Raw genomic sequence first — 12,330 nt, 5'->3', positions numbered from 1 at the left:
ATAAGATACAAAAAACACATGTGAAAACCTAAGTAAAAAACTAAAAACCAGTCGGTTAATCCTAGTGAGTTTAGAAATATAAAAACAAAAAGGTCGGAAGATTTTTTCTTCCGACCACTACTAGGCGATCACCCAAGCTTTTTTACCCGCACAGTTTATGTTAGAGTGTTAGTTTATCTTCTCGAACGTCTAGGTTTAAAAGTACTTGAATTACCAGAATCAGAATGTCTTGGTTTAGAAGATCCTTCTGAACGACGTCTATCACCTCTGTTTCTTGAATCAGACCTTCTTTCATCACGTCTTCCTCCGCCTTTTCTATCATCACGTCTTCTCCCTCTATTTCTGTCGTTACGTCTTCCACCGCCACGGTTTTCAGATACTTCAACATTTACAAAACGTCCTTCATGTTTAAAGTCTGTAAAGAATGCTAATACTTTGTCTTTTAATTCGTTTTCAGTATTAAAAAAGGAGAAGCTGTCTTTTACTTCAACCTTAAACACATCGTCTCTTCCAAGTTGTAACTGCTCTTTTAAGAAGTCTTTTAACTTCATCCAGTCAAAACTGTCTTTACTACCAACATTTATAAAGTAGCGTGTAGAATTAGACTTGCCTCCAAAATCACGTCCACCGTCTCGATCACGACCACGACCACCATCATCAGAAACATTTAGGTTTTTAGATTTTTGATAATAATTATAGAAACGTGTAAACTCAACAGAGAAGAACTTTTTAATCAATTCATCCTTATCTGTGTCTTCAAACAATTCGTTAATACTTGATAAATGCTTATCAATTTCATGATTAACTTCAGTGTTATGTATTTTATTAGCAAGAGACATCAATTGTACTTCGCAAATCTCAGATCCATCCGGAATATCCTTTTTCTCGAATTGACGTTTAATAATACGTTCAATACTTTTTATTTTACGTACCTCACTTTTAGAAACAATCACCATAGAAACGCCTGTTTTACCTGCACGTCCAGTACGTCCAGAACGGTGTGTATACGTTTCAATTTCGTCTGGTAATTGGTAATTTATAACATGGGTAATATCGTCAACATCAATACCACGCGCAGCTACATCTGTAGCTACTAGTGTTTGTATTTGTTTATTTCTAAACGATTTCATGACTAAGTCACGTTGGTTTTGACTTAAATCGCCATGTAAAGCACCTGCACTATACCCGTCTTCAATAAGTTGTTCTGCTACTTTCTGGGTATCACGTTTCGTTCTACAAAATACTACCGAAAAAATATCTGGGTTGGCATCCGATAATCGTTTTAAAGCTTGGTAACGATCTCTGGCATTGACTAAATAATATTCGTGTGATACATTGCTTGTACTTTCATTTTTATTTCCAACAGTAATTTCCTGTGGAGCATTCATGAATTTTTTAGCAATAGTCGCTACTTCTCTTGGCATCGTTGCAGAAAACAACCATGTATTTTTTTCTTCTGGGGTATGTGACAGGATATCAGTAATATCTTCTTTAAAACCCATATTCAGCATCTCATCGGCTTCATCTAAAACAGAATATTGTATTTTAGAAATATCAACCATGCGTCTGCTAATCATATCCTTCATACGTCCAGGGGTCGCCACAATAATTTGCGCGCCTCTTTTTACCTCTCTGGCTTGATCTGTAATACTAGATCCACCATAAATAGCAACCACGTTAAGACCTTTACAGTACTTCCCGTATTGTTTCATTTCATTGGCAATCTGTAAACAAAGTTCTCTAGTAGGTGATAAAATTAAACCTTGGGTTGTTCTGCTGTTAACATCAATTTTTTCAAGCATAGGAAACCCAAAAGCAGCTGTTTTGCCTGTTCCTGTTTGGGCTAATGCCACTAGATCGGTTTCAGATTCTAATAAAATAGGAATTGCTTTCTCTTGGACTTCACTCGGTTTAATAAACCCTAAATCTGTAATTGCGTGTAATAGGTCGTCATTAAGACCTAATTCTTGGAATGTGCTCATTCTTGTATAAGTATTCGATTATATTATGTAGTGTTACATAAAGAAGCGAATCGACATACTTAACCTTAAACTTCTAATAACACACCCTCACTCTGAGGAATTTAACTCACTTTTGAGTTTCAAGCGGCAAATATAAGCTTTTTTTATTTGCTATTCCTGTGACCAGTGCTGAACTTGTTTCAGTAAGGCAGAAATCTTGTTAATTGAAGTTTTTAGACTTTTGTTTTTTGGGAGTTTAAACACGCTTTCACTAATCAATTTTTTTAAAATATCATTTCGAAGGAAGTACGACTATGGCAATCTGTTTTATTCAAGTTTATATCAAATTAAATGTTATAAAGTTTTGAAAATGATTTTAAAGATTTAAAACATACATTCACTCGGAATTATTTTTATTCTTTATAGTATTAGGTCCAATTAGTAATCGATTGTCATGAATAATATATATGTCATTAAAATCTGGAGAGGGAAAACATACTTTGAAACTTAATCCCATATCATCAGAAGGCTTTAAAGATTCAAAATTAAATATTCCATCATCTTTTGATTTGTTAGTTGAGTAAGTTGCTTCAAATACAGAATTCTTATATATTCTCAATTCCAGAACAAATTCTGTTGTATGTTCGATTAGGTTCGTTTTGTTATCATCTAATAAAATATAGTTGTTTTTAATTAGAGCTGGAAGTTTTCTCATTTTATCAGCTTCGTAAGGAGTGATGATTTTATCAGTCAGAGACTGAAGTCCTACTCTTATTTTTGGTTCTAAAATTGAATAAGTATAATCCAACTCAGCCATAAATTTATTTCTAAGTATAACAATATTATACCCAGTTTTTTCAGAACCAATGTATCTAGTTTTATATATATATGAGATAGATTTGAGAAAATCAATATTTAAACTATTGAATATTTCTAAATCATATTTTTCAATATCTGGTAGGAGTTTATTTAAGTCGTGATTATATTTAACTGTTTTTCCTTCAAATTGTATTAATAAAGCTTTAAAAATTTTTTCAATGGAAGTATTTGCAAGACAACAAGCTTGAATTAATTCATTATTATTAAATAGAATTCTGGAGGCAAGATAATCTCTATAGGATTCAGTTAAGTATCCTAAAATACCTTTTGCTTTTTCTCTTGTAACTAGGGCTTTTTTCTTTGGAATTTTCATAAGAAATATCTAAAACGGCTAATAATAAATTCTACTTCCTCAAATTACCAATCCGCTCCAATAATGTAGGATGCGAGTAATGCATGAATACATACGCGGGGTGCGGTGTTAAGTTACTCAAACTATTTTTAGAAAGTTTTTTAAGCGATGTAATTAAAGGTTCTCCTTTGTATGTGTTTTTAGCATAGTCATCTGCTTGATATTCAAATTTTCGAGAAAATACATTCATAATTAAACCTGTAATTTCAGAAATAGGAGAGTATAATAATCCAAAAGCAATAAGCCCGATATGAAAACTCGGAATCTCTACACCCAAAGCATTTGATAATAACGGATTGGAAATGAAAAGAGATAAAATAAAAAGCGTTAAACCTGTTAGTAAAATAGAAGCGAATAAATTAAAAATAATATGTTTCTTTTTATAATGACCAACCTCATGGGCCAAAACAGCAACAATTTCTTCATCATCTAAATCATTAATTAAAGTATCATAAAGTGTTACTCGTTTTTCACTTCCGAACCCAGAAAAATAGGCATTTGCTTTTGTACTACGTTTTGAGCCATCAATTACAAATATTTTATCAAGTTTAAAACCAACTGTTTGCGCATATTCAGAAATTTTCTCTCGTAAACTTCCTGATTCTAAAGGCGTTTGTTTATTAAATAAAGGCACAATAAGTTTTGAGTAAAACATATTCATAAATAAAGTGAATACAGCTACTAATCCCCAAGCGTAAAGCCAAAAATGATTTCCAATAACTTGATAAAACCAAATAATAAGTGCTAAAATACCACCACCAACAATGGCCATCATTAACCATCCTTTTATTTTATCAAGAATGAATGTCTTAACAGTCGTTTTATTAAATCCAAATTTTTCTTCTATAACAAAGGTGCTGTAGTAAGTGAATGGTGTAGATACTATATCACTACCAATCATAATAATCCCAAAGAAAATTAGCGCTATAAAAATGGGGTTATCGCTATAACCTCTAGCTATATTATCTACAAATTCAAAACCGTCGAAAAATAAAAAACCTAGCGTTAAAAGAATAGAAAATGTTGATGTTAGAATTCCAAATTTATAATTAGTTGCTTTATAGTTTTGAGATTTTTTATATTCGGTATCATCATAAACATCCAGTAAATCTTCTGGAAGTTTATCATTAAAATGTTTAGCATTTAAAGCATCTAATATTTTATCAACTAAAAAGTTAATAATCAGTATAGCGATAATGATATAAAATAAAGTTGTTGATGTCATAAATAATTAAGTTGGTCATTGCGAGATGTTGCAAAAATTGTGGCAATCTGTTTAGGTTTAATTTGAAAGATTACCACGTCGTTTCTCTCCTCGTAATAACATCATTATATAAAATTTCGTTGTCTTTTCGCCTCAAAAATAAGAATTCCAGCAGCAACAGACACATTCATAGAGTCTATTTCTCCTTGCATAGGGATAATAATATTTTGAGTCGAACTTTCTAGCCATTCATTACTTAGTCCGGTTGCTTCTGTACCAACAACAATGGCTGTTGATTTGGAAAAATCTTGTGTATAATAGTTGGTAGAAGCCTGTAACGCAGCACAGTAAATATTTATATTTTTCTCTTTTAAAAAGGCAATAATTTCTGAAGTATTCCCAGTTGCAATTTGATTGGTAAACACACAGCCCACACTGGAACGGATAATATTTGGGTTGTATAAATCTGTTTTTGGATTGGCTATTATTACAGCATCTACATTCGCTGCATCCGCTGTTCTTAAAATTGCGCCAATATTCCCTGGCTTTTCAGGAGCTTCAGCTACTAGAATTAAAGGGTTTTTTGTGTTGAATTTTAAATTGGTTATGCTATGACTTTTACTTTTAGTAAGAGCTAGAACACCTTCAGTTGTATCTCGATAGGCTAATTTTTGATATACCTCTTTTGAGATTTCAATAACACTTATTTGTTTGGTAGATAATTCGCTTAGTTTTTCTTCCGAAAATAATTCTGGATAAAACAAGATAGTTTCAATCTCATAATGACCTTTTATGGCGAGTGAAATTTCACGTTCTCCTTCTATTAAAAACAATTCTGTTTTTCTACGTTCTCGTGACTTATCCTTTAATTGAGTAAGTTGTCGAATAAATTGATTTTGAGTACTAGTTATTAACGTGGTAGGCAATTTATTTAATAGTTTTGTTTTAGCAAATTTACTATAAATATGAAACAAGTATTACTATATATTTTAATCATTTTATTTTCAAAGACCCCCCTGTACTAAATCTTCTATATCTAAAAACTAAATCTGAAGCTTTTTTGTAATGTAGTACTTTTACAGTCGACAAAAAGAATCAATCAATTCATAATATATAAAATGAAAAACATACTACTTTTAGCAATCTTAGTTTTATTTGCTTCCTGTAAAAATAATACAGATACTAAAGACACCATAAACTATTCTAAAGAGAGTTTGAATGTTACTACAAGTATTTATCCAGAAAGTATATCAAAAGTGTTTGAAGCCCATGGAGGGTTGGATGCATGGAATAAAATGCAAGGATTGGTGTTTGAAATAGAACGTCCAGAAGGTAATGAAAAGACAACAACAGCTTTAAAAAATAGAAGATCACTAATTGAAACTGAAACCTTTAAAATTGGTTTTGATGGGGATAACGTTTGGTTAAAACAAGAAGACTCGCTAGCTTATAAAGGAAATGCCAAGTTTTATTATAATTTGATGTTTTACTTTTATGCCATGCCATTTATTTTGGCTGATGATGGTATTAACTATAAAGAAGTAGAACCTTTAGTGTTTGAAGGTAAATCATATCCAGGGATTAAGATTTCTTATGAAAGTGGAATAGGGGAGTCTTCAGAAGATGAATATGTTTTGTATTATGATTCTGAGACCAATCAAATGACATGGTTAAGTTATACGGTTACTTATTTTTCAAAAGAAAAAAGTAAGGATTTTAGATATATAAACTATAGTGATTGGCAAACAATAGACGGGCTGTTATTACCGGAGACTTTAACCTGGTATCATTATGAAAATAATGTGCCTACTACGAAGAAGAAAGATATGAAGTTTACTAATATTAAACTCTCTACCGAAAAGCCAAATATAGACCTTTTTAAGATTCCAGAAGGTGCAACGCTTGTAGAATAATTACAGGTTTTCAGTTTCGAAATAATTAACTAATAGAGCAACTACATAGCTGTAGCTTTTCATACCCTTATTTTGATTGTTAGCTTTTAAAAAGTTACCATAAAATAGTTTAAATATAGGCTCAGAGGGATTTTCATGGGAATCCCAAAACTTACGAATTTCCATATAGTTTTTTAAAATACCTTTATTGACATCTGCAACCATGTCTTCATAGATACATGGATCACGTCTATAAATTTCATTCAAGCAAAAACGTAAACCAAAAGTAAAGCCTGTATATCTAAAATATACATTGTCATGGCTTATAGCTGCCATGCACCCTATAAAGTTAGCTTCATTTTCGGCAGCGTAACCTAGTTGGTGGGCAATTTCATGAGAAGCCGTTGTAGGGACTTTGTAGATAGGAATTAATCCATTAACCTGGGCTTCATTAGTAAATGGATTCAAATAGCCACTAAAACCCATATAAGTTAGAGGATAACTGTACAATGACTTTTTTACACTTTTAGGAGTATATTCCAAATAAGGGAATACCTGTTTTAAATTTTCGTATCCCGCAGGAGTCATTTTTAGTACGTCACTTTTATTATAAGGTAGCTCGACTTTAATCGTGTCATTTTTAACAATTTTTAAATGAAGCGTATTCGATTTTTTAATCAATTTTTCAGTCACAGAAATTAATTGTTCTGTAGTATAGTCATTAGCAATATCTAAACTCTTATGCAATGGTAATCGGTAATAGTTAAAGCCCCAAAAGAAATGAAATACAAAGTACATAATTGCTATGGCCGAAAATACATCAACAAGCCATTGTTTTGTGTTTTTTCTTAACTGCTTCCTGTTTTTATAAAACCACCTAACCATATAAATTATGGAAAGTGTATAAACCAAATCTCCAAATGAAAAAGGTAGCCAGCCTAAAGTATATCTGAATATTTTAGAAATAAATGGATACATACCATTACTATAAAACCGCTCTACAAATTCAGGATACTTAGATAGCCATGTAATTAATAAATATTGTGGAATTAGCGACAATGCTAATAAGGTCTTTTTCTTTTTCAACATATATCAAAAGTACCTAAAAAAATAATTAGTTTGTTCTTTTAAAACTACAAGCTCTATAAAAGTTAGAAACCAAATTTTTAATTAATATCTTATTATAATAACTCCAATATTGCATTAATAATTAGTGTTTTAAGTAGTTTGTGTGAAAAAAACTATAATTCATCGAAAAAAGGTTAAGAAGTTTTTAGAGAAATAAAAATAAAAATATATTTGAATAGCTATTATCAATCTTTTTAAATTTAACACTATGAAAATTAAGACTAATACCCTGTTTAAAACTATTAGTACATTTCTAATACTCTTAGCTTTAACATTTTCTACTAACATGAATGCAAGTTCTACTAGTATGAGTACAATTCCTGCTAGTATGAACCCCGTTTTTTCTAATATGATTGCAATTTCTGGTAATTGGTGGCAAAAAAAGAATAAAAAGAAAAAAAGATGTCGTAGATGTGGATCATCTAGTTGTAGAGGTAAATGTCGTAAAAAGAGAGGACATACTGATTCTGTTCCATTAGATGGAGGTCTTGGTATCTTATTATTAGGAGGTGCTGCTTTTGGAGTTAGAAAATTGCTTAAAAATAAAAATGATAAACTTTAATTTATTAAAAAATAAAATTCCTTTACCAATAAGGCTTTTCTTAGGAAAAGCCTTATTGCTTTTCATTGCTTGGGAAATTATTTATAGTGTTTTTTTATTTGATTCACAATTTTTAGATGGTCCATTGACTACTCATATTGGAGAATCCTCAGCACAATTTTTAAATAATTTCACTTCAATGGATGGGTTTGTTGCTAAAAATGAAAGTTGGACTACTACCTATGAAGGAGAACTGCTAGAAGAAAAAGTTTCGGCAATATATCATTATGACAATAAAGTTTTAAATATAGCTAATGTTTGTAATGGATTATCATTATTGGCTTTATATGTGGGATTTATTATATGTATGCCTTCTAAATTTTGGCGTAAAATACTTTATATCATTCTTGGTTTAATAATACTTGATGTTATAAATATTCTCAGATGTGTAGGACTAATTTATTTGCGAGAATATTTTTATGTTTATTTCGAGTTTGCCCATCATTATTTATTTAAAGCTACGGTGTATACTGCTACATTTTTAATATGGATGCTCTATTGCCGCAAAATACATTTCAAAAATGAATCCCTACAAGTCGGATAAGTTTCGTTTTATATTAGGACTTATATTTATTATAATTATTTATTCTTGTTATCATTTTTTCTTTGTTGAAAACAAAAACACTACATTTCTATCAAGAAAAACAAGTCATGTTATTAAATTTTCAGTTACAATAGCCGTTTATTTTGTTGGAACATTTCATCTTGGAAAACTGAAAGACACATGGATGTTGTCTTTGTGGCATTTCGTTCATATTTCCGGGTTGTGCATTATTACATTATTAGGTTTATATATTTGGTTTATTTATGAAATAAGTATTAGTATAAGAGCGTTTGCTCAAGCTATTCAAGAATTATTAATCTCTCCTGCTTTATATGTAGTTATGGGTTTACTCAATAGATCCTTAAAAAAAGGATATATCAAATAAATTAAGCTTTCGTAAAACATCTGAATTAAACAAAGTCATATTTATAGGTCTCAATTCGTATCTTTGTAAACTATAATACAAAAGGGAAGAATACAGAAATGAGCACTGAAATAAGACAACTTCAACCACAACAACTATGGAATAAATTTGCAGATTTAAATGCAGTACCAAGAGCATCAAAAAAAGAAGAACGTGTTATTGCGTTTATGAAAGATTTTGGTAAAAACCTAAGTTTAGAAACCATTGAAGATGAAGTTGGAAATGTTATTATAAAGAAGCCAGCAACTCCAGGCATGGAAAATAGAACAACCATTGTGATGCAATCGCATTTGGATATGGTACACCAGAAAAACGGCGATACTAATTTTGATTTTGATACCCAAGGGATTGATATGTATGTTGAAGGTGATTGGGTACGTGCAAAAGGAACAACTTTAGGAGCCGATAATGGTTTAGGAGTTGCTACTATCATGGCCATTCTAGAGAGTAAAGATATTCCGCATCCACCTATTGAAGCGCTATTTACTGTTGATGAAGAAACTGGTATGACTGGAGCTATGGGCTTAAAAGGAGGCTTGCTTTCTGGAGGTATTCTTTTAAATTTAGATACAGAAGAAGATGATGAAATAGGTGTAGGTTGTGCAGGAGGTATTGATGTTACGGCAAAGAGAACATATAACGAAGAAGGAACCCCTGAATTTAAAATTGGCTATAAAATTGCGGTTAAAGGATTACAAGGCGGGCATTCGGGAATGCAAATTCACGAAGGTTTAGGGAATGCAAATAAACTCATGAACCGTATATTATTTGATGGTTTTGAAAACTACGGATTACGAATTTCTGAAATTGATGGTGGTAGTTTACGAAATGCAATCCCTCGAGAGAGTAATGCCATTGTTGCTATAGATGCTGTGCATGAAGATGCTTTTTTATTAGAAATGGCTTTGATTTCTAATACGATTAAAAAGGAATTAAAAACCATGGAACCAGATTTGGAAATTACTATATCTAAGGCAGAAACACCAACGAAAATCATGGATTTAGGAGTTCAAGAAGGCTTGACCAGAGCTTTATATACTGCTTATAATGGTGTTTACAGAATGAGTGCTGATATTCCCGAATTGGTAGAAACATCAAATAATATAGCTAGAGTAGTGGTTAAAGATGAAACTATTCATATAGGTTGTTTAACACGTTCGTCTGTTGAAAGTTCTAAAATGGATTTGGCAAATACATTACGTGCAACTTTTGAGTTAACAGGCTGTGAAGTCACATTTTCTGGTGATTATCCAGGATGGACTCCTAATATGGATTCGGCTATCTTAAAAGTAATGACAAAATTATATGAAGATTTAAATGGGGAAAAACCACATGTAGCTGCATGTCATGCGGGGTTAGAATGTGGTATTTTAGGAACAAATTATCCAGATATGGATATGATTAGTTTTGGTCCTAATATAAAAGGAGCACATTCTCCAGATGAACGTGCTCAGATTTCATCTGTTCAAAAATATTGGAAATTTGTTTTGGAGATTTTGAAGGAGATACCGGTTAAATAAAATCATATAAAACTGAATGTTTCGTTTGAAGTGTTGCACTATGAATAGTTGCCAATTTGAGTTGCTTCTATCCAGTTATACTGAACTTAATATAGGTTTAGGTTATAGCTCTGATTTTATTACTATACAACATTAATTATGAGTGTGTATTAGTGACTGTTTTTATTTACAAATCTCATTTTGATTCCTTTATAAATCTATCTTTGTAATCATCCCATAATGTATCCATTACATTTTCTAGAAACTCGCTTATAAATATATAGCTCTCTAGAAGGTCACTTGGTAATGAACTCTTAAGTATTCTACGAATCCTATCTCGTCTTTCGAATGGTGGAGGGTGAGTTTCACAATCATAGGAACGTTTTTCTATTCCGCCATTTTGTAAATTATTTATTCTGTCATTCAAATCAAGGAAGGTAAAAAACAATTCTGGACCTAAATAACTAAAAGGGAGTAAACTATCTTCTTCCAACGAATTAAGTAATAGTTTTAAACCTATAAAATCAGCTTCATATTCCATATCCCAATCTGGAGAAACTATGTCGATATCTTTATGATTAATTGCTCTTTTTTTGATATTAGATTCGCTTAAATGCCCACAATATATATGACCATATTCATGACCTACAACGAATAATTCTAGAGAATTGAATAATTCATATTGAAGTTTACCAAATGGCTCGTTTAAAAAATATTGTTTTGTCTGATTAGGTTGCCCTAAAAAAATCGCATTATGAACTAGATCCGCAAATTTTTCTTGCAAATCAGGATTTGTTTTAATATGATTTACAATACGGGCCTTCTTAAGACTAAATGAAGCGCCTTCATCTGACATTTTAAAATCAGGTATAGATAAAGCTACAATTTTAGATAGTAAATTACATAATATAAAAAGTTCCCCTTCAAATACAATCAGATATTCATTTGTATCTGGAACTTTTCCAGCAAAAGCATTATATTCTTTTGATAAAGCTGTTCCGATAAATGGTTTTGTCGGGGTTAATAATGAGAGTTTATTAGCTGTAAATTCTATTTTTTCATATAGGCTTTTTAAAATTGTATAAGTGAGAGAGAATTCATAATTTGTATTCAAAACAACAGATTGATTCAATAATTCTAATCTTTTTTTTAACCCTTCAATTTCTGACTGTGGGATAGAAGGCTGAGAAGCTGCATATTTTTCAAATATGTTATTTTTCTGAGATTGCAATGATAAATTTTCAAATTGATTTATATAATCACTTCCAAATCTACTTTTAAGGCAATCCTTTTGTATTTTTTCTAAGTATCTTATAACTTTTTGTCGAGAATCATTCATATTTGCAATGTTTTCTTGGCTTTGCTCTACTATAGATTAACGAAGGTATACGAAACTTTTTATAAAATAAAATTACATTTAATAAACTAGAGGACATTCCAAAAACTTCCGAAGATGATGGAATGTTAAAAAATATACATGTATGTTTTTAGTGAACAGGAGGGCAGGCGCATTAGAAAATTTTTAGTCATCACTCTTTTCAGGCACAGGATCATACCCCTTGCCACCCCAAGGATGACAACTAAAAATACGTTTTATAGCAAGCCATCCGCCTTTAAATAGACCATGTTTTTGTAAAGCTTCTTTAGTGTAGTGTGAGCAGGTGGGGTGAAATCTACAGGTAGCAGGTGTTAGTGGTGATATAAGTGTTTGATACACTTTTATCAAAAACAAAAACGGTACGATTAGTAGTCTTTTCAACATAGTATTTGTCATTCCCTCGAAGGAGGGAATCTTTTTAATTTGAGTTCTGATTCGCTAGTGAATTCCTGCGAAGGCAGGAATGAC

The 12,330-nt window shown here is 31.3% G+C and carries 12 protein-coding genes; 5 read left to right on the top strand and 7 right to left on the bottom strand.

Features of this window, described 5'->3' with window-relative positions:
* Window positions 1-173: 173 nt before the first annotated feature.
* The 4 genes from Q4Q39_RS19135 to Q4Q39_RS19120 form a co-directional block, all read right to left on the bottom strand.
* Window positions 174-1,982, bottom strand: coding sequence for a DEAD/DEAH box helicase (locus tag Q4Q39_RS19135; RefSeq protein ID WP_303284183.1), 1,809 nt, complete (start codon window positions 1,980-1,982; stop codon window positions 174-176).
* Between the two features lie 376 nt (window positions 1,983-2,358).
* Entirely contained in the window at window positions 2,359-3,153 is a 795-nt protein-coding gene (locus Q4Q39_RS19130; RefSeq protein WP_303284182.1) for a HEPN domain-containing protein, read from the bottom strand.
* Between the two features lie 31 nt (window positions 3,154-3,184).
* Window positions 3,185-4,417: a M48 family metallopeptidase gene (locus Q4Q39_RS19125; protein ID WP_303284181.1), complete on the bottom strand. Its 1,233-nt coding sequence runs from the start codon at window positions 4,415-4,417 to the stop codon at window positions 3,185-3,187.
* 104 nt (window positions 4,418-4,521) lie between these two features.
* Window positions 4,522-5,322: a TrmH family RNA methyltransferase gene (locus Q4Q39_RS19120; protein ID WP_303284180.1), complete on the bottom strand. Its 801-nt coding sequence runs from the start codon at window positions 5,320-5,322 to the stop codon at window positions 4,522-4,524.
* A 192-nt stretch (window positions 5,323-5,514) separates the two neighbouring features.
* On the opposite strand from Q4Q39_RS19120, the gene Q4Q39_RS19115 reads away from it, so the two are divergent.
* Window positions 5,515-6,309 (top strand): DUF6503 family protein, encoded by a 795-nt coding sequence (locus Q4Q39_RS19115; protein ID WP_303284179.1) that lies wholly within the window; start codon window positions 5,515-5,517, stop codon window positions 6,307-6,309.
* Here Q4Q39_RS19115 and Q4Q39_RS19110 read toward each other — a convergent pair whose 3' ends face one another.
* Window positions 6,310-7,377, bottom strand: a complete 1,068-nt coding sequence (locus tag Q4Q39_RS19110; protein WP_303284178.1) for a DUF3810 domain-containing protein — start codon at window positions 7,375-7,377, stop codon at window positions 6,310-6,312. It abuts the gene before it with no gap.
* 247 nt (window positions 7,378-7,624) lie between these two features.
* Between Q4Q39_RS19110 and Q4Q39_RS19105 the strand changes: the two genes are divergently transcribed.
* The 4 genes from Q4Q39_RS19105 (at window position 7,625) to Q4Q39_RS19090 (ending at window position 10,505) form a co-directional block, all read left to right on the top strand.
* Window positions 7,625-7,978 (top strand): PID-CTERM protein-sorting domain-containing protein, encoded by a 354-nt coding sequence (locus Q4Q39_RS19105; RefSeq protein ID WP_303284177.1) that lies wholly within the window; start codon window positions 7,625-7,627, stop codon window positions 7,976-7,978.
* Window positions 7,965-8,561 carry an archaeosortase/exosortase family protein gene (locus Q4Q39_RS19100; RefSeq protein ID WP_303284176.1) on the top strand — a complete coding sequence of 199 codons (597 nt, stop codon included), beginning with the start codon at window positions 7,965-7,967 and terminating at the stop codon, window positions 8,559-8,561. Before Q4Q39_RS19105 ends, Q4Q39_RS19100 begins: the two co-directional genes overlap by 14 nt.
* Window positions 8,539-8,946 carry a hypothetical protein gene (locus Q4Q39_RS19095; RefSeq protein ID WP_303284175.1) on the top strand — a complete coding sequence of 136 codons (408 nt, stop codon included), beginning with the start codon at window positions 8,539-8,541 and terminating at the stop codon, window positions 8,944-8,946. The genes Q4Q39_RS19100 and Q4Q39_RS19095 overlap by 23 nt, the downstream gene beginning before the upstream one ends.
* Before the next feature lie 98 nt (window positions 8,947-9,044).
* Window positions 9,045-10,505 carry an aminoacyl-histidine dipeptidase gene (locus tag Q4Q39_RS19090; RefSeq protein WP_303284174.1) on the top strand — a complete coding sequence of 487 codons (1,461 nt, stop codon included), beginning with the start codon at window positions 9,045-9,047 and terminating at the stop codon, window positions 10,503-10,505.
* Between the two features lie 175 nt (window positions 10,506-10,680).
* Here the strand turns inward: Q4Q39_RS19090 and Q4Q39_RS19085 are convergent, their stop codons facing one another.
* Together Q4Q39_RS19085 and yidD are read right to left on the bottom strand one after the other, a co-directional pair.
* Window positions 10,681-11,823, bottom strand: coding sequence for a M48 family metalloprotease (locus Q4Q39_RS19085; RefSeq protein ID WP_303284173.1), 1,143 nt, complete (start codon window positions 11,821-11,823; stop codon window positions 10,681-10,683).
* 183 nt (window positions 11,824-12,006) lie between these two features.
* Window positions 12,007-12,246 carry a membrane protein insertion efficiency factor YidD gene (gene yidD / locus Q4Q39_RS19080; protein WP_303284172.1) on the bottom strand — a complete coding sequence of 80 codons (240 nt, stop codon included), beginning with the start codon at window positions 12,244-12,246 and terminating at the stop codon, window positions 12,007-12,009.
* Window positions 12,247-12,330: the final 84 nt, after the last annotated feature.

The sequence above is a fragment of the Flavivirga amylovorans genome, assembly GCF_030540875.1.
GTDB classification, from domain to species: Bacteria; Bacteroidota; Bacteroidia; order Flavobacteriales; family Flavobacteriaceae; genus Flavivirga; species Flavivirga amylovorans.
This window is presented reverse-complemented; position numbering and strand designations above follow the sequence as displayed.

What these genes read in the sequence shown, in the direction of transcription:
- Q4Q39_RS19135 (WP_303284183.1), bottom strand. Translation starts at nt 1,982, where the DNA reads ATGAGCACATTCCAAGAATTAGGTCTTAATGACGACCTATTACACGCA.
- Q4Q39_RS19130 (WP_303284182.1), bottom strand. Translation starts at nt 3,153, where the DNA reads ATGAAAATTCCAAAGAAAAAAGCCCTAGTTACAAGAGAAAAAGCAAAA.
- Q4Q39_RS19125 (WP_303284181.1), bottom strand. Translation starts at nt 4,417, where the DNA reads ATGACATCAACAACTTTATTTTATATCATTATCGCTATACTGATTATT.
- Q4Q39_RS19115 (WP_303284179.1), top strand. Translation starts at nt 5,515, where the DNA reads ATGAAAAACATACTACTTTTAGCAATCTTAGTTTTATTTGCTTCCTGT.
- Q4Q39_RS19110 (WP_303284178.1), bottom strand. Translation starts at nt 7,377, where the DNA reads ATGTTGAAAAAGAAAAAGACCTTATTAGCATTGTCGCTAATTCCACAA.
- Q4Q39_RS19105 (WP_303284177.1), top strand. Translation starts at nt 7,625, where the DNA reads ATGAAAATTAAGACTAATACCCTGTTTAAAACTATTAGTACATTTCTA.
- Q4Q39_RS19100 (WP_303284176.1), top strand. Translation starts at nt 7,965, where the DNA reads ATGATAAACTTTAATTTATTAAAAAATAAAATTCCTTTACCAATAAGG.
- Q4Q39_RS19095 (WP_303284175.1), top strand. Translation starts at nt 8,539, where the DNA reads ATGAATCCCTACAAGTCGGATAAGTTTCGTTTTATATTAGGACTTATA.
- Q4Q39_RS19090 (WP_303284174.1), top strand. Translation starts at nt 9,045, where the DNA reads ATGAGCACTGAAATAAGACAACTTCAACCACAACAACTATGGAATAAA.
- Q4Q39_RS19085 (WP_303284173.1), bottom strand. Translation starts at nt 11,823, where the DNA reads ATGAATGATTCTCGACAAAAAGTTATAAGATACTTAGAAAAAATACAA.
- yidD (WP_303284172.1), bottom strand. Translation starts at nt 12,246, where the DNA reads ATGTTGAAAAGACTACTAATCGTACCGTTTTTGTTTTTGATAAAAGTG.